15 protein-coding genes are annotated in these 15763 nt (G+C 67.5%); 6 read left to right on the plus strand and 9 right to left on the minus strand.

Going from position 1 to position 15763, the window contains the following annotated elements; translation table 11 throughout:
- Nucleotides 1–148: 148 nt before the first annotated feature.
- The 3 genes from ACP690_RS09310 to ACP690_RS09320 are packed head-to-tail and all read right to left on the minus strand — an operon-like array spanning nucleotide 149 to nucleotide 3912.
- On the minus strand, nucleotides 149–2383 hold the full coding sequence (locus tag ACP690_RS09310; protein ID WP_426260926.1) for a xanthine dehydrogenase family protein molybdopterin-binding subunit: 2235 nt from the start codon (nucleotides 2381–2383) through the stop codon (nucleotides 149–151).
- Between the two features lie 3 nt (nucleotides 2384–2386).
- A complete protein-coding gene (locus ACP690_RS09315) occupies nucleotides 2387–3367 on the minus strand; it encodes an FAD binding domain-containing protein (protein ID WP_426260927.1) in 981 nt (326 codons plus the stop codon).
- Entirely contained in the window at nucleotides 3364–3912 is a 549-nt protein-coding gene (locus ACP690_RS09320) for a 2Fe-2S iron-sulfur cluster-binding protein (RefSeq protein ID WP_082049304.1), read from the minus strand. The genes ACP690_RS09315 and ACP690_RS09320 overlap by 4 nt, the downstream gene beginning before the upstream one ends.
- A 99-nt stretch (nucleotides 3913–4011) precedes the next feature.
- On the opposite strand from ACP690_RS09320, the gene ACP690_RS09325 reads away from it, so the two are divergent.
- Together ACP690_RS09325 and ACP690_RS09330 are read left to right on the plus strand one after the other, a co-directional pair.
- Nucleotides 4012–5058: a glycerophosphodiester phosphodiesterase gene (locus ACP690_RS09325; protein ID WP_426255342.1), complete on the plus strand. Its 1047-nt coding sequence runs from the start codon at nucleotides 4012–4014 to the stop codon at nucleotides 5056–5058.
- Entirely contained in the window at nucleotides 5059–5346 is a 288-nt protein-coding gene (locus tag ACP690_RS09330; RefSeq protein ID WP_043060565.1) for a hypothetical protein, read from the plus strand.
- Nucleotides 5347–5940: 594 nt separating this feature from the next.
- On the opposite strand, the gene ACP690_RS09335 is transcribed toward ACP690_RS09330, so the two are convergent.
- A complete protein-coding gene (locus ACP690_RS09335; protein ID WP_426260928.1) occupies nucleotides 5941–6729 on the minus strand; it encodes an alpha/beta fold hydrolase in 789 nt (262 codons plus the stop codon).
- Entirely contained in the window at nucleotides 6720–7394 is a 675-nt protein-coding gene (locus tag ACP690_RS09340; RefSeq protein WP_426260929.1) for a DUF2459 domain-containing protein, read from the minus strand. Before ACP690_RS09340 ends, ACP690_RS09335 begins: the two co-directional genes overlap by 10 nt.
- Before the next feature lie 26 nt (nucleotides 7395–7420).
- On the opposite strand from ACP690_RS09340, the gene phhA reads away from it, so the two are divergent.
- Nucleotides 7421–8290, plus strand: coding sequence for a phenylalanine 4-monooxygenase (gene phhA / locus ACP690_RS09345; protein ID WP_043060563.1), 870 nt, complete (start codon nucleotides 7421–7423; stop codon nucleotides 8288–8290).
- Between the two features lie 226 nt (nucleotides 8291–8516).
- Here the strand turns inward: phhA and ACP690_RS09350 are convergent, their stop codons facing one another.
- The 4 genes from ACP690_RS09350 to ACP690_RS09365 all read right to left on the minus strand — a co-directional run bounded on the left by ACP690_RS09350 (nucleotide 8517) and on the right by ACP690_RS09365 (nucleotide 12977).
- Nucleotides 8517–9479 carry a 50S ribosomal protein L11 methyltransferase gene (locus ACP690_RS09350; protein ID WP_426260930.1) on the minus strand — a complete coding sequence of 321 codons (963 nt, stop codon included), beginning with the start codon at nucleotides 9477–9479 and terminating at the stop codon, nucleotides 8517–8519.
- Nucleotides 9469–10176: an SDR family NAD(P)-dependent oxidoreductase gene (locus ACP690_RS09355; protein WP_017979698.1), complete on the minus strand. Its 708-nt coding sequence runs from the start codon at nucleotides 10174–10176 to the stop codon at nucleotides 9469–9471. Before ACP690_RS09355 ends, ACP690_RS09350 begins: the two co-directional genes overlap by 11 nt.
- 64 nt (nucleotides 10177–10240) lie before the next feature.
- On the minus strand, nucleotides 10241–11569 hold the full coding sequence (locus tag ACP690_RS09360; RefSeq protein ID WP_331361672.1) for a methyl-accepting chemotaxis protein: 1329 nt from the start codon (nucleotides 11567–11569) through the stop codon (nucleotides 10241–10243).
- Between the two features lie 46 nt (nucleotides 11570–11615).
- On the minus strand, nucleotides 11616–12977 hold the full coding sequence (locus ACP690_RS09365; protein WP_426289663.1) for a methyl-accepting chemotaxis protein: 1362 nt from the start codon (nucleotides 12975–12977) through the stop codon (nucleotides 11616–11618).
- A gap of 166 nt (nucleotides 12978–13143) precedes the next feature.
- Here ACP690_RS09365 and sdhC point away from each other — a divergent pair, with 166 nt between their 5' ends.
- Genes sdhC through sdhA form a run of 3 tightly spaced genes read left to right on the plus strand, consistent with a single transcriptional unit; the run spans nucleotide 13144 to nucleotide 15757 of the window.
- The gene (sdhC, locus tag ACP690_RS09370; protein ID WP_331361671.1) at nucleotides 13144–13572 is read left to right on the plus strand and encodes a succinate dehydrogenase, cytochrome b556 subunit; all 429 of its coding nucleotides are present in this window, start codon (nucleotides 13144–13146) and stop codon (nucleotides 13570–13572) included.
- A complete protein-coding gene (gene sdhD / locus ACP690_RS09375; RefSeq protein ID WP_426260932.1) occupies nucleotides 13572–13955 on the plus strand; it encodes a succinate dehydrogenase, hydrophobic membrane anchor protein in 384 nt (127 codons plus the stop codon). The genes sdhC and sdhD overlap by 1 nt, the downstream gene beginning before the upstream one ends.
- Nucleotides 13952–15757 (plus strand): succinate dehydrogenase flavoprotein subunit, encoded by a 1806-nt coding sequence (gene sdhA, locus ACP690_RS09380; RefSeq protein ID WP_294316468.1) that lies wholly within the window; start codon nucleotides 13952–13954, stop codon nucleotides 15755–15757. Before sdhD ends, sdhA begins: the two co-directional genes overlap by 4 nt.
- Nucleotides 15758–15763 lie beyond the last annotated feature (6 nt).

Genomic DNA, 15763 nt, shown 5'->3' on the forward strand with positions numbered 1-15763 from the left:
GGGTGGCCCCTTCATACTTCGTCACCCTTCCCGTCATTCCCGCGAAGGCGGGAATCCATAACCTCTGACGATTGGAAAGAGGCGCGACGGTAGCGCGTCTGGATTCCCGCCTTCGCGGGAATGACGGTTGAGGGGCGGGGCGAGGGAGTCACACCGCGGGCAGGCCCTCCAGCAATTTGTCGAGCGTCACCGGGAAGTCGCGCACGCGCACGCCGGTGGCGTTGTAGATCGCATTGCCCACCGCGCCTGCCGCGCCGCAGATGCCGAGTTCGCCGATGCCCTTGGCGTGGAGCGGGTTCGCCTGGATGTCGCGTTCGGGCAGGAATTCGACCTCCAGCTGCGGCACGTCGGCATTCACGGGCACGTGATATTCGCCGAGGTCGCGGTTGACGATCTTACCGTTGCGCGGATCGTGGACCAGCTCTTCCGACAAAGCGCAGCCGATACCGAAGGTCATGCCGCCGAGGCATTGCGAGCGGGCGGTCTTGGCGTTGAGGATGCGGCCCGCGGTGAAGACGCCGAGCATCCGCTTGACGCGCACTTCGCCCGTCACCGCATGGACCGCGACCTCGCAGAAATGCGCGCCATAGCTCGCCTGGTTGAACGTCTTTTCCTGGCGGCCGGGGCTGACTTCGCCGGTCGCCTCGATGCCGTCGCCGACCAGTTCGGCCAGCGGCACGCTGCGATTGTCGGCAATCACGCGACCGTCCTTCAGCGTCATCGCGTCTTCGGCGACGCCCATCGCCTTGGCGATCTTGGCGCGCAACGCCTCGCAGGCGAGATAGACCGAGGTGCCGGACGATCCCGCGCCCCACGACCCGCCCGACCCCGCGCCCGGCGGTGCATCGGTATCGCCGAGGTGGACGGTGACGTCCTCGATGGGCAGGCCGAGGATCTCGGCGGTGATCTGGCCCAGGATCGTGTAAGTGCCGGTGCCGATGTCGGTCATGTCGGTTTCGACATGTGCCTTGCCCTGGCCGTCGATCGAGACCTTGGCAGCGGACTTCATCAGCATGTTCGATCGCGCGGCGGAGGCGACGCCCATGCCATGCAGCCAGTCGCCGCGCCGGTCGGTGCCGGCGGGTTTGCGGCTCGACCAGCCGAATGCCTCCGCACCGCGCTCCAGACAGGGAATCAGCGAGCGGGACGAATAGGGGATGTTCTTTTCGGGGTCCTTTTCGGGCTCGTTGCGCCGGCGCAATTCGATGGGGTCGATACCGATCTTTTCCGCCAGTTCGTCGATCGCGCCTTCCAGCGCGATCAAGCCGACCGCCTCGCCCGGCGCGCGCATCGATCCCGCCAGCATCCAGTCGAGACGGACGATGTCGTGCGTGATCCGCCGGTTGTCGCCCGCGTAGAGGAAGTGCGTCGCCATACCCGTCGGTTCGAAGAAATCCTCGCCCGGCAGGTTGCTGACCAGCGTCTCGTGGCCGATCGCAGTGAGCGTGCCGTCGGCGGTGGCGCCGAGGCGCATCCGCTGTTCGGTGTTCGAGCGGCGCACGGTCGCGTCGAACACCTGCTGGCGTGCCATCACCGCCTTCACCGGGCGGTTCAGACGCTTGGCGGCGATCGCCGCCGCGACGCTTTCGGGGGCGATGCCGAGCTTCGACCCGAAGCCGCCGCCGACATAGGCCGCAACGATCCGCACCTTGTCCGCCGACACGCCCAGCGCCTTGGCGAGCTGCTGCTTGTCGGACGAGGGCATCTGGTAGGCGCCGTACAGCGTCAGCGCGCCATCTTCCCACACCGCCAGGCTGGCATGCGGCTCCATCGCGGCGGAGTTCTGCGAAGGCGTGGTATAAGTGACATCGACGGTGAAGGCGGCGTCGGCCATGGCCTGGTCGATATCGCCCTGATCGTGGTGCGGCGGAATTTGCTGCGGCTTGGGCTCTTCCGCCTCGCCCTTGTGCGCCTCGAAATCGTAGCGACCTTCTGCGGCGTCGTATTGCACGTCGACGTGCAGAGCGGCGTCACGTGCGGCCTCATAGCTTTCGGCGATGACGATCGCGATGATTTCGCCGTGATAGGCGACATCCTCGACGCCCTGCGTCGGCGCGGTCGTCTCGCCGCCCTGCTGGGGATTGCGGATGAAGCTGGCGTAGTCGGTGATGACGTCGATCACGCCGGGCAGCGCCTTGGCGCGGCTTGCGTCGAGCGAGGTGATCTTGCCCGCACCCACCGTCGCGCGGACGAGATAGCCGTAGGCGACATTGTCGAGCGCATATTCCGCCGCATAGGTCGCCTTGCCCGACACCTTCTTCGGGCCGTCGATCCGGTCGATCGGCTTGCCGATCACGTCCTGCGACGAGGTGTCGAGCAAGCTGTCGGGATGGCTTGCATTCATGGTGAGCGAATTGGTGTCGCCCTTGCCGAAACCGAACATGCCTTATTCTCCCGTCAGGTCGCGAAGCGTGGCGACGAGCACCCGGCGCGTCAGCGGGATCTTGAAGTCGTTCGAGCCATAGCCCTTGGCATCCGCCAGCAACGCATCGGCGGCGGCGTTGAACACGGCGTCGGACGGCGCCTGGCCGACCAAAGCGGCCTCCACCGCCGGGTTGCGCCACGGCATCGGGCCAAGGCCGCCGAAGGCGAGCGATGCGGACGCGATCTTGCCGTCTTCGACACGCACCACGCCGGCGATCGACACGATCGCAAAGGCATAAGACGCGCGGTCGCGGACCTTGCGGTACACTTGGCGTCCCTTGGGCGGCGCGGGCAGTTCGATGTGGGTGATCAGTTCGCCCGTCTCCAGCACCGTCTCGATGTTCGGGGTGTCGCCGGGCAGGCGGTAGAAATCGTGGATCGCAATGCGCCGTTTGTCGCCGTCGGGGCGCTGCGTGATGATCGTGGCATCCAGCGCGCGCATCGCCACCGCCATGTCGCTGGGGTGCGTCGCGATGCACTGGTCCGACGTGCCGAGGACGGCGAGGATGCGGTTGAACCCGCCGATCGCCGAACAGCCGGTGCCGGGCTCACGCTTGTTGCACGGCATGGCGGTGTCGTAGAAATAGTAGCACCGCGTCCGTTGCAGCAGGTTGCCGCCCGTGGACGCCTTGTTGCGCAACTGGCCGCTGGCGCCGGCGAGCAGGGCGCGGCTCAGCACTTCATATTTGGCGATGACGCGCGGGTCGGCGGCGAGGTCCGAATTGGGTACGAGCGCGCCGATCGTCAGGCCGCCATCCTCGCGCTCCTCGATGTCGCCCAGGGGCAGCCGGCTGATGTCGACCAGCTTTTCGGGCATTTCGATCTGCAGCTTCATCAGGTCGAGCAGATTGGTGCCGCCCGCGATGAACTTGGCGCCCGAGCTGTGCGCGTCGCGCACCGCGGCATCGGCGCTGTCCGCCTTGGCGTACGTGAAGGTCTTCATGCCTCTGCCTCCGCCTTGGTGTTGCTATGGCGCAGCGCGACATCGACCGTGCCGTTCGCCTCCGCCACCTCGCGGATCGCATCGACGATGTTGGGATAGGCGGCGCAGCGGCACAGATTGCCGCTCATCCGTTCGGAGATTTCGCCATCGTCGAAGCGCGGCGCGTCGAGGTCGCCGGTGACGTGGCTGGGCCAGCCCTTCTTCACCTCGTCCATCATGCCGACCGCGGAACAGATCTGGCCCGGCGTGCAATAGCCGCACTGATAGCCGTCGTGGCGGACGAAGGCGGCCTGGAGCGGGTGGAGGTCGTCGGGCGTGCCGAGGCCCTCGATCGTCACGATCTCATCGTCCTGGTGCATCACCGCGAGGCTGAGGCAGCTGTTGATGCGGCGGCCGTTGACCAGCATCGTGCACGCACCGCATTGGCCGTGATCGCAGCCCTTCTTGCTGCCCGTCAGCCCCAGATGCTCGCGACACAGGTCGAGCAGCGAGGTGCGGATATCGGGCTCCGCCTGATAGGACTGCCCGTTGATCGTGAAGTGCATGGAAACCCTCGCAGTTCGGGGGTGTCGCACCCCTGTCAGATTAGGGCCGTAACGCTCTGGGTCATGATGGTTTCCGCTTTGCGAATCGCTCTCACCGGGATGCTGCTGGCATCCGTTCCCGCAACCGGGCAGGATCGTCCCATGACGCATGCGCCTCTTTCGCCCCCTATCGTGATCGCGCACCGCGGCGCGAGCGGATCGCGCCCCGAACATACGCTGGCCTCGTACGAGCTGGCGATCGAGCAGGGCGCCGATTTCATCGAACCCGATCTGGTGCCGACCAAGGACAATGTGCTCGTCGCGCGCCACGAAAATGCGATCGGTGGCACCACCGACGTCGCGCAACATCCCGAATTCGCCGACCGCAAGACGACCAAGACGATCGATGGCCAAACGCTGACCGACTGGTTTACCGAGGATTTCACGCTCGCCGAATTGAAGACGCTGCGCGCGAAGGAGCGCCTGCCGCAGCTGCGCCCCGGCAATGCCGCCTATGACGGCAAGTATCAGGTGCCGACGCTGGCCGAGATCATCGATCTCGCCAAGCGCCAGTCGAAGGAATTGGGGCGGACGATCGGCATCTATCCCGAAACCAAGCACCCGACGTATTTCGCCAGCATCGGCCATCCGACCGACGTCCTGCTGGTCGAACAATTGCGCAAGGCGGGGTGGCATGACGCCAGCGCGCCGGTCTTCATCCAGTCGTTCGAGGTGAAGAACCTGCAACGCATCCACGCGATGACGGGCATCCGCCTGATCCAGCTCGTCGCGGGCGAGGGGGCGCCGGCGGATGGCGCCGCGCCCTCCTATGCCGCGATGCTGACGCCGGCGGGGCTGAAGCAAATCGCGACCTATGCCTTTGGCATCGGCCCCGACAAGGCGCAGCTGTGGACGGACAAGACGGCGACCACGCCCTCCACGCTCGTCGCCGATGCGCATGCCGCGGGCGTTCGCGTCCACCCCTGGACCTACCGCGCCGAAAACGCCTTCCTGCCGCCGCGCTTCCAGCGGGGGACGGACAAGGCCGCGCATGGCGATATCGCGGGCGAGATCACGGCGGGGCTGGCGCAGGGGATCGACGGATTCTTCACGGATTATCCGCTAATTGGCGTAGAGACCCTTCGGTCGGCCAAGGATCATCCGTAAATGCGTATCGCCCCTGTTTCCTGCGTTGCTCTGATACCGCTCGCGCTCGCCACCACCGGCTGCGTCAGCACCGCCGCCACGATCGTGAAGGCGCCGTTCAAGGTCGCCGGCAAGGCGATCGACTGGACGACGACCAGCCAGGACGAGGCCGACCGCAATTACGGCCGCAAGATGCGCAAGCAGGAAGCGAAAGAGGGGCGCGAACGCCGCAAGGCTGCGGAGCAATGCCGCAAGCATCCCGACGATCAGGATGCGTGCCGCTATTCCGGGTATCGCGCGGGGTATTGAAGGGGGGCGCTCTTTTCGTCACGCCGTCTTGCGACACGCCCCTCCCGTCATCCCGGCGGACGCCGGGATCCATGGACACGGGCGACTGATGGCGCCGCGCGACAACGGCGTTCACCGCAACCATGGATCCCGGCGTCCGCCGGGATGACGAGAGTGGGAGAGGCGGCGCCTGACACCCCCAAATCCGTCATTCCCGCGAAGGCGGGAATCCAGAACCTCAAACGGTTGCGATAGAGCCGCGCGGTCAGCCAGTCTGGTTTCCCGCCTTCGCGGGAATGACGCCTATATGGCCTTGGCCGAGGTGTTCATCAGGCACTCCCCCGCCAATTCGTCATCCCGGCGAACGCTGGGATCCATGGACACGGGCGACTGATGGTAGCACGCGACAACGGCGTTCACCGCAACCATAGATCCCGGCGTCCGCCGGGATGACGAAAGTGGGGAGAGGCGGCGCCTGACACCCCCAAATCCGTCATTCCCGCGAAGGCGGGAATCCAGAACCTCTGACGGCTGCGATGGAGCCGCACGGTCAGCCAGTCTGGATTCCCGCCTCCGCGGGAATGACGGGAGGTGGGTGCGCCGGGTGTCAAACCTTCACCGATCCTGCGCCACCGCGCCCTTCGCCAGCGCCGCGGCCACGGCGATCATAACCTCCGGGTGGATATGCACGCCCAGGTGGCCGCTGTTCACCTGCACCGCGTCGGCGCTGGGATCGTGGCAGATGAAGCCGTTGACGAAGCCGTCGTGCGGGCTCCAGATCGCGGTGCAGGGCACCGGTAGCGGGGCGGCGATCGCTTCGCTGCGGGCGATGACGGCGGGGTCGTCGACGCGCTCGCCCGTCGCCCATTCGAACGCGCGCCAGACGTTGGTGGCGCGGCCCCAACCGGCATAGGGCGAGCTGACCGTCACCACGCGCCGGACCAGATCGGGCCGGCGATGCGCGACCAGCCGCGCCATGATGCCGCCGAGGCTGACGCCGACCAGCGTCACCGGCCCGTCCTCCGCCTCCAATGCCTCGACCCGGGCGATCAGTCGCTCCGCCTCCGCGCCGACGCTCTTCACCCCCAGGTTTCGGCCCAGCCCCCAGCCTTCGGCGCGATAGCCGAGGCCTTCGAGGAAGCGCCGCAGCACCAGGCTGGAGCCGTCGGCATCGAATAGGCCGGGCAGGATCATCACCGTGCCGCCGGCGCCCTGCGGCACCGCGGCGAGCGCGGCGGCGTGGCGCCAGCGGGTCGCGAGCATCCAGGCGACGCGCGGCACCTCGCTCGCCGCGAGCGCCTTGGGCGGGGGCGGGGGCGCATCGAAGCGGTCGCCGAAGCGGGCGTGCGACGGCGGTTCGTTGCGCCAGCGGGCGAGGCCTGTCTGCAACCGGCTCAGAACCATGACAGCACCGTGATCGGGAAGGGCGTCCAGCGCCCGACCCGCACGCCCGCGTTCGCCAGCGTCGCGCCGACCCAGGCGTTGCACGTGCGCCGCGCGCTGTAATGGCCGGTGCCGGCATAGAAGACGTCGTTCGCGCCATAGCCGCGGAAGGTGCGGCGGACCGGCGCGGCGCTGGCGCGGATGCCGGTCGCCAGCCGGCGATATTCCTCGGGCCGCAGCGTCACGACGCGGATGCCGTCGCCAGGCGCGGGCGCGGGCACGTGCTCGACGTGGAGCAGCGTCGCGTCGCTGCCGATTGCGGCGTGCAGGATCGTCGCCAGCCGCACGTCCGCCCAGGTCGGCGTATCGAGAAAGAAGGTCCGTTCGCCCCAGCCGATCGCGATATGGTCATAACGGGCATAACGCGGATCGGCGAGGTCGGCTCCCGGTGCCCAGTCGCGCCAGTCGATTCCGGCCGCGACCTTGGGCAGCACCAGCGACACATGCACGCCGTTCGATTCGAGATAGACGGGCACGCCGCGCGTCGGCGGCCGCCAGCCGGCGTTGGCGGGAATCGCCCCACCGATCATCCCGGCGCCGGCATAGCCCGCGACGACGACGGCCAGCACGGCAAGCGCCACGAGCAGCCCCCGTCCCATCCGTCGTATCGCCGCATATAGTATCATCCGAAACCTTATGTTACGCCGTCGTCATGGCCACAGACACGCACGCGCTCGCTTCGCCCCCCACCGATGCCGCCGCAGACTGGACGATCCCCCAGAACTGGCAGCATTACACGGCGGAGGAGCATGCGACCTGGGATACGCTGTTCGCGCGCCAATCCCAACTGCTTCCCGGCCGCGCATCGGACGCCTATCTGCGCGGGCTGGACGTGCTGAAGCTGTCGAAACCCGGCATCCCGGATTTTGAGGAACTGTCCGAACGGCTTATGAAGCTGACCGGGTGGCAGGTAGTGGCGGTGCCGGGCCTGGTGCCGGACGATGTTTTTTTCGATCACATGGCGAATCGCCGCTTCGTCGCGGGGAATTTCATCCGCCGGCCGGATCAGCTCGACTATCTGCAGGAACCCGACGTCTTCCACGACGTGTTCGGCCATGTGCCGATGCTCGCCGATCCGGTGTTCGCCGACTACCTGGAGGCGTACGGCCGCGGCGGGCAGCGCGCGATGCAGCACGACGCGCTGAAGTATCTGGGCCGGCTATACTGGTACACGGTGGAATTCGGGCTGATCCAGGAGCCGGAAGGCCTGCGCATCTATGGCTCGGGCATCGTGTCGAGCTATGCCGAAAGCCGCTTTGCGCTCGACGATCCCAGCCCCAATCGCATCGGCTTCGATATCGCGCGCGTGATGCGGACGGAGTATCGGATCGACGATTTTCAGCAGAATTACTTCGTCATTCCGAGCTTCGACGAACTGCTGCGCGTGACGGTCGAGACGGACTTCGCGCCTTTGTACGAAGCGCTGAAGGCGCAGGACGACATTCCGGTCGCGGCGATCGTCGAGGGGGATGAGGTGCTGACGCACGGCACGCAGGCCTATGCGCGGGGGAAGGCGGGCTGAGCCGACGAGGGCGTCATTCCCGCGGAGGCGGGAATCCAGACGCGCAGGCCTTTGATAGGGCCGTGAGGTCAGAGGTTATGGATCCCCGCCTTCGCGGGGATGACGGTGCGGGTGATGAAGCCGTTTCCAGATGAAACCCGTCACCCCGGACTTGATCCGGGGTCCCGCTCTTAGCCAGTCGAGGAAGAAGCGGGATCCCGGCTCAAGGCCGGGATGACGGAGGGGGTCAGAGATCCAGCGCCCAGCCGTCGCGGCCCTTGGGGTCGAAGGGGGCGGTGGGCACGTAGCGGTCCGCGCCGGCGGTGAGACGCAGGACGGTCCAGTCGCCGCGGCGGTCGATCGCGTCGAGCGTGCAGCCGCAGGCGGTGTAGGCCGCGACGACGGAGTCGCGCTGCGTTTCCAGCAGGCCCGCCAGCACGATGGTCGCGTGCGGCGCGGCGATCGCGGCGAGCTCGGGCGCCATCGATACCAGCGGCCCCGCCAGGATGTTGGCGATCACCAGATCGTAAGGCGCGGCGGCGTCGATATCGGGATGGCGCGCGCCATCGGCGACGAACAGCGTCACCGCGTCCGCCGCGATGCCGTTCAGCGCGGCATTCTCGCGCGTCACATCGACCGCGACGGGATCGATGTCGGTCGCGACGACCAGCGCGTCGGGCCATAGCTCGACCGCAGCGAAGGCGAGCAGACCGGTGCCGGTGCCGACGTCGATCGCGCGGGTGAAGGTCTTGCCCGCCACCGCCAGGCCATCGAGCATGGCGAGGCAACCGCTGGTCGTGCCGTGATGACCGGTGCCGAAGGCCTGCCCCGCATCGATCAGGAAAGCGCGTCCCCCCGCCGGCGCCGCGACGGGGTGCGCGCTGGTGTGGACGACGAAGCGGCCTTCGCGGATCGGCTCCAATCCCGCCTGGCTCATCGCGATCCAATCCTCGTCGCCCAGCTGCGTGACCACCGGATCATGGCCGCTCGCGCTCGGCACCAGAGCGTGGATCGTCGCGAGCATCGCCGCATCGGGCTCATGCTCGACATAGGCGTCGAGCCGCCAGCGTTCGACGTCGTCCTCCACCTCTTCGGTGGTCATCAGCACCGCATCGATCGCGAGATCGGACGCACTGTCGATCGCCTCCGCCTCGGCGCGAGTGCAGGGCAGGGTGATCCGCCAGCTCGTGCCGTTGGACTCAGCGGACATAGGAGGCTCCATTGATGTCGAGCACGGCGCCGGTCATCGAGGCGGGCGCTTCGAGCGCACAGAAGCGGGCGAGCGTCGCCACCTCGTCCGGGTCGGCGACGCGGCCCAGCGGAATGTCAGCGAGCAGTTTGTCGCCACCGCGGCTGGCCAGATAGTCGTCGGCCATGCCGGTCATGGTAAAGCCGGGGCAGATGGCGAAGGCGAGGATGCCGTCCTTCGCATAGGCGCGCGCGATCGTCTTGGTCATCGCGACCATGCCCGCCTTGGCCGCGGCATAATGCCAGTGCGCGGGGCTGTCGCCGCGATAGGCGGCGCGGCTGGCGATGTTGACGATGCGGCCGCCGACCTTCCGGTCCTGCCAGTGCAGCACGGCGAGGCGGCAGAGCTCGGCGGCGGCGGTCAGGTTGATGCGCTGCGTCCGCTCCCAGTCGGCGACCCAGTCGTCGGACGCGCGGTCCAGCGGATTGGCCTCGAACACGCCGGCATTGTTGATCAGGACGTCGATCGTGCCGCCCGCGCGGGCGAGCGCGGCATCCCACAGCGCGCGGGGGGCGGCGGGGTCGGCGAAATCGGCGGCGATGTCGGCCCCGTTGCCCGTGGCGGTCGCCTGGCCGATGACGGCATGGCCGCCGTCGCGGAGCGTCGCGAGGATGCTGGCGCCGATGCCGCGGCTCGATCCGGTAACGATGATGGTCATGGCCGCGGCCCTAACCGGCGGTGGCCGGGCGGGCAACCGCCAGCGATAGGCGCGGAAAGCCGCGTCAGCCCACGCTGGCGGAGAAGCTTTCGGCGGAGCGTTGCAGTTGCGCCAGCCGGTCGCCGACCTCGCTGAAGCCCGCGCCCAGGCACACGATCTCGCCGACGACGGCATGCGTGTCGTCGCGGATCGTGTCGACCGTCGCCGCCATCGTGTCGGCGGCGAGCGCGCCTTCGTCGATCGCGGCGGTGATGGTGTCGACGGTGCGCGCCTGTTCCTCCATCGCACTGCGGATGCGCAGCGCCGAGTTGCGCGCCGCATCCACCGTCTGGCGGATGCTGATGTTGGTTTCGACGGTGGACCGCGTCGCCGCCTGGATCGCGGCGATCTTGGCGGCGATATCGTCGGTCGCGCGCGCGGTCTGGTTGGCGAGGCTCTTCACCTCCTGCGCGACGACGGCGAAGCCGCGGCCGGCATCGCCCGCCCGCGCCGCCTCGATCGTCGCATTGAGCGCAAGCAGATTGGTCTGCCCGGCAATGTCGCGGATCAGGCCCAGGATCGATTCGATCGATTTTGCGTGGTCGGACAGCGTCTCGCTGGCGCGCACTGCATCCACGGCATGTTCGCTGGCGCGCGTCGCGATGCCGGCGGCGGCCTCCACCTCGGTACGGGCGCTGTCGATCGCATGCGTCAGGCCGGCGGCGGTCTGCGCGGCGCTACGCATTGCGAGCGCGGTTTCCTCGGCATTGCTGGCGACGATCCGCGCCTTTTCCATGACGGTGCGGGTCGATGTGGAGGCCGCGTCGGCCTGCACGCGGATGCGCGCGCCCAGCGCCACCGCCGATTCGATCGAGACGGCGATGCTTTCGCGGAAGGCGGCGGAGCGTTCCTGCCGTTCGCTGCGCGCTTCGTTCTCGTGAACCTCGGCAAGATAGCCCGACATCAGATCGGCCTCGACCAGAGAGATGCGCTGCACCGCGTCGCACATGCGCAGCAGGCGGGGCGTGTCGCCCGTGCAATAGCCTTCGAGGATCCGGACCGTGTGGCTGTGCGAATGGGCGAGCGCGGCCTGCAGGCTGGGCAGGGGCACGTTCGATCGCATGCACTGATCGGCATGGCGGTGGGCGATCCTCACCCAGCCGTCGTCGAACGGGTCGCCATATTTCAGCCGGGCATAGTCGATGCTCTCGCGCATCCGGCGCTCCAGCCGATCGCCATGGAACAGGTGGCGGACCGATTGCGTCGCGGGCAGCGAGAGATACTGGTCCCAGAAGCAGCGCGCGATGTCGCGATAATCCGCCTCCGACAGCAAGGCACAGATATCGCGCGAGGTGTCGGCGAGCGTACCGTCCCAATCATATTCGCCCAGATGGTCGACGATGCGGCGTTGCATGATGCTCAGCCCCTCGCCGAACGGAGCGACGAAATGGCGCGCGCCATCAGGCGGCGACCTTGGCGACGAAATCGCCCGCGCTGCTCTTCAGCGTCTGCAACCGCCCGTCGAGCCTGTCGAAGCCGCGGCCCACGCCGTCGATCTCGGCGGCGACGGTTTCGGTGTCCATGCGGATCGTGGCGATCGTGCTCGCCATCGAATCGGCAGCGAGCGCGGTTTCGTCGACCGCGGCGGTGATGGCGGTGACGGTCTGCGCCTGCGCCTCCATCGCGAAGCGGATGCGATCGGCCGATTCCTGCACCTCGGTCACCGTCGTGCGGATGCTGGCGTTGGTTTCGACGGTGGATTTCGTCGCCGACTGGATCGAAGCGATCTTGGCGGCGATGTCGTCGGTCGCGCGCGCGGTCTGGTTGGCCAGGCTCTTCACCTCCTGCGCGACGACGGCGAAGCCGCGGCCGGCGTCACCGGCGCGCGCCGCCTCGATCGTCGCGTTCAGCGCGAGCAGGTTGGTTTGGCCGGCGATGTCGCGGATCAGGCCCAGGATCGATTCGATCGATTTGGCGTGGTCGGACAGCGTTTCTGACATGCCGACCGCGTCGGTCGCCTGGCGTGAGGCGCGGCTGGCGATCTCGGCGGCGGCCTCCACCTCGGTCCGTGCGTCCTCGATCGCGCGGATCAGGCCCGCGGCGGTCTGTGCCGCCTCGCGGATCGCGACGGCGGATTGTTCGGCGGCGGCGGCGACCTCGCTGGTCTTGCCCAGCATGCCGCGCGCCGAGCCGGAGCTGCGCTCGGCCTGTGCGCGCAAGGTGCGGCCTTCGACGGTCGCGGTCTCGACCGCGTCGGCGATGCCTTCGCGGAAATCGCCCGCCAGCCGCTCGCGCGCCGCATGGGCGCTATAGCCGGCAAAGCCGGCGAACAGGGCGACGGTCAGCTCGGTTTCCATGCCGAACAGCCGCATCAGTGCGTCCACCAGTCCGGTGCGGTGCATCGTGTCTTCGGGCAGGCGCTTTTTCAGCGCCTTCAGGACGGCGCGATCGCTGGCGCACGACATGGCGAGCAATTCCATCGTCTCGACACCCGCAGCATAGGCGGCGGCTACCGAGCGTTCGAGCGATTCGACCCAGGCGATCCCTTCCAGATGGCAGAAGCGGTTGCGCAGATAGGCCACGCCCGCCGCGCGTCGACGCTCGCCCTCCATCGGCGTCCAGGTCGGCGCGCCCGGATTGGCGGCGCGCCAATGATCCCAATAGGCATCGACGATCTCGCCCGCGTCGGGTTCGATGATCGTCCACAATTCCCGCGCCTGCGCGACCAATGTGTCGTCGCCGCCATCGAACGCCTTGATTCGACTCGGCAGGTCGATCTTGGCGGCGATGCTGGCCGGGGGCGGCAGGGCGATGTCGGGCAAAGCTGAAGTCTCCGGCGAACGAGCGACGTGCCCGGTAAACGGGCCTCTCGACCGTCGTGCCTACCGCCCAAGTGGTTAATGCTCCGTTAGGAGCGGATGCTATGGGTTGCATCGGCGAACGCGTGGCCTAATAGGCACTGCAATCGATCTTGCCCGAGGACCGTTCATGGCATCCCGTACCCCGGCGCGCCCGCGCAGCCCGCATCTTTTCTCGGGCTTTCTGAAGCTCCACTACAGCTGGGGGCCGCATATGCTGGTCTCCATCCTCCATCGCGCCACGGGTTCGGGGATGGCGACGGTCGGCACGGTGCTGCTGGTGTGGTGGCTCGCCGCGATCGCGGGCGGGGCGGAAAGCTACGCGACCTTCCGCGACGTGTTCACGCATGACAGCGGCGCGCTCAATCCGCTCGGCTGGATCATCGGCGTCGGCATGACCTGGGCGTTCTTCACGCACGCGCTGAACGGCATCCGCCACCTGGTGATGGACGCGGGCGCCGCGTTTGAACTGAAGCGCAACAAGATGTTCAGCATGGTCGTCATCGTCGGCGGCGTGGTGCTGACCGCGGCCTTCTGGCTCTACCTGGGGATGAAGTAATGGGTTCGGGCACCAGCATCGGCCGCGTCCGCGGCCTCGGCAGCGCCAAGGAAGGCGCGCATCACTGGTGGCGCCAGCGCGTCACCGCGGGATCGAACCTGTTCCTGACGCTCTGGTTCGTCTTCTCGCTGCTGCGCCTGCCGGGCTTTGACTATGCCAGCGTCCACGACTGGCTGCGCAACAGCTGGGTCGCGGTGCCGATGATCCTGCTGATCGTGTCGGTCTTCTACCACTTCCGCCTCGGGCTGCAGGTGGTGATCGAGGATTATCAGCACGGCGAAAAGCGCGTCGCCTATATGATCGCCCTGAACTTCTTCACGGTCGCGACCGCCGCGATCGCCATCTTCGCGATCCTCAAGGTCGCCTTCGGAGCTGCGGCATGAACGCGCCTGCCTATAAGATCATCGACCACACTTATGACGCCGTCGTCGTCGGCGCGGGCGGTTCGGGCCTGCGCGCCGTCATGGAATGCGCGCAGAACGGCCTGAAGACCGCCTGCATCACCAAGGTGTTCCCGACCCGGTCGCACACCGTCGCCGCGCAGGGCGGCATCGCCGCGAGCCTCGGCAACATGGGCCCGGATCACTGGACCTGGCATATGTACGATACCGTCAAGGGGTCTGACTGGCTGGGCGACCAGGACGCGATCGAGTACATGGTCCGCGAGGCGCCGGCGGCGGTGTACGAGCTGGAACATGCCGGCATGCCCTTCAGCCGCACCGACGAGGGCCGCATCTACCAGCGCCCGTTCGGCGGCATGATGCAGAACATGGGTGAAGGCCCGCCCGCACAGCGCACCTGCGCCGCGGCGGACCGTACGGGGCATGCGATGCTCCACACGCTGTACCAGCAGTCGCTGCGCTACGACGCCGACTTCTACGTCGAATATTTCGCGCTCGACCTGATCATGGAAAACGGCGTGTGCCGCGGCGTGATCGCTCTGTGCATGGAAGACGGCAGCATCCACCGCTTCCGCAGCCACAACACCGTGCTGGCGACGGGCGGCTACGGCCGCTGCTATTTCTCGGCGACCTCGGCGCACACCTGCACCGGCGACGGCGGCGGCATGGTGCTGCGCGCCGGCCTGCCGCTGCAGGACATGGAGTTCGTCCAGTTCCACCCGACCGGCATCTACGGCGCGGGCGTGCTCATCACCGAGGGCGCGCGCGGTGAGGGCGGCTATCTGACCAATTCCGAAGGCGAGCGCTTCATGGAGCGCTATGCCCCGTCGGCGAAGGACCTGGCGTCGCGCGACGTCGTGTCGCGTTCGATGGCGATGGAGATGCGCGAAGGCCGCGGCGTCGGCAAGAACGGCGACCACATCTTCCTGCACCTCGACCATATCGATCCCAAGGTGCTGCACGAGCGCCTTCCGGGCATCACCGAGACGGGCAAGATCTTCGCCGGCGTCGACCTGACGCGCCAGCCGCTGCCCGTCACGCCGACCGTCCATTACAACATGGGCGGCATTCCGACGAACTTCCACGGCGAGGTCGTCAACCTGGTCGATGGCAATCCGGACACGGTCGTCCCCGGCCTGTTCGCGGTCGGCGAGGCGGCGTGCGTGTCGGTCCATGGCGCGAACCGCCTCGGCTCGAACTCGCTGATCGACCTCGTGGTGTTCGGCCGCGCGACCGGCAAGCGCATCGCCGACATCTGCAAGCCCAACACGACGCACAATCCGCTGCCCAAGGGTTCGGAAGAGCTGTCGCTGACGCGCCTCGATAAGTTCCGCAATGCCGCCGGCAGCACGCCGACCGCGGAAATCCGGGGCAGGATGCAGCGCACGATGCAGAAGCACTGCGCGGTGTTCCGCGACAACGCGCTGCTCAGCGAAGGCCAGGCGCTGATGAAGGACATCTACGCCTCGATGCAGGATGTGCAGGTCAACGACCGCAGCCTGATCTGGAACACCGACCTGATCGAGACGCTGGAGCTCGACAATCTGGTGGCGCAGGCGTTGGTGACGATCGATTCGGCGGCCAACCGCAAGGAATCGCGCGGCGCGCACGTGAACGAGGATCACCCGGATCGCGACGATGCGAACTGGATGAAGCATACGATCGCCACCTTCACCGGCTGGGGCGGCGTCGGCGGCGCGACCGCGATCGATTATCGCCCGGTCCACGATTACACGCTCACCGACGACGTCGAATACATCAAGCCGAAGAAGCGGGTGTATTGATCGGGT

Origin of the sequence: Sphingomonas sp. DC4900 (assembly GCF_049896485.1) — a bacterium.
GTDB classification, from domain to species: domain Bacteria; phylum Pseudomonadota; class Alphaproteobacteria; order Sphingomonadales; family Sphingomonadaceae; genus Sphingomonas; species Sphingomonas aquatilis.

What these genes read in the sequence shown, in the direction of transcription:
- phhA (WP_043060563.1), top strand. Translation starts at nt 7,421, where the DNA reads ATGGCCACAGACACGCACGCGCTCGCTTCGCCCCCCACCGATGCCGCC.
- ACP690_RS09335 (WP_426260928.1), bottom strand. Translation starts at nt 6,729, where the DNA reads ATGGTTCTGAGCCGGTTGCAGACAGGCCTCGCCCGCTGGCGCAACGAA.
- ACP690_RS09325 (WP_426255342.1), top strand. Translation starts at nt 4,012, where the DNA reads ATGCTGCTGGCATCCGTTCCCGCAACCGGGCAGGATCGTCCCATGACG.
- ACP690_RS09360 (WP_331361672.1), bottom strand. Translation starts at nt 11,569, where the DNA reads ATGCAACGCCGCATCGTCGACCATCTGGGCGAATATGATTGGGACGGT.
- ACP690_RS09355 (WP_017979698.1), bottom strand. Translation starts at nt 10,176, where the DNA reads ATGACCATCATCGTTACCGGATCGAGCCGCGGCATCGGCGCCAGCATC.
- ACP690_RS09350 (WP_426260930.1), bottom strand. Translation starts at nt 9,479, where the DNA reads ATGTCCGCTGAGTCCAACGGCACGAGCTGGCGGATCACCCTGCCCTGC.
- ACP690_RS09320 (WP_082049304.1), bottom strand. Translation starts at nt 3,912, where the DNA reads ATGCACTTCACGATCAACGGGCAGTCCTATCAGGCGGAGCCCGATATC.
- ACP690_RS09310 (WP_426260926.1), bottom strand. Translation starts at nt 2,383, where the DNA reads ATGTTCGGTTTCGGCAAGGGCGACACCAATTCGCTCACCATGAATGCA.
- sdhC (WP_331361671.1), top strand. Translation starts at nt 13,144, where the DNA reads ATGGCATCCCGTACCCCGGCGCGCCCGCGCAGCCCGCATCTTTTCTCG.
- ACP690_RS09340 (WP_426260929.1), bottom strand. Translation starts at nt 7,394, where the DNA reads ATGATACTATATGCGGCGATACGACGGATGGGACGGGGGCTGCTCGTG.
- sdhD (WP_426260932.1), top strand. Translation starts at nt 13,572, where the DNA reads ATGGGTTCGGGCACCAGCATCGGCCGCGTCCGCGGCCTCGGCAGCGCC.
- ACP690_RS09315 (WP_426260927.1), bottom strand. Translation starts at nt 3,367, where the DNA reads ATGAAGACCTTCACGTACGCCAAGGCGGACAGCGCCGATGCCGCGGTG.
- sdhA (WP_294316468.1), top strand. Translation starts at nt 13,952, where the DNA reads ATGAACGCGCCTGCCTATAAGATCATCGACCACACTTATGACGCCGTC.
- ACP690_RS09330 (WP_043060565.1), top strand. Translation starts at nt 5,059, where the DNA reads ATGCGTATCGCCCCTGTTTCCTGCGTTGCTCTGATACCGCTCGCGCTC.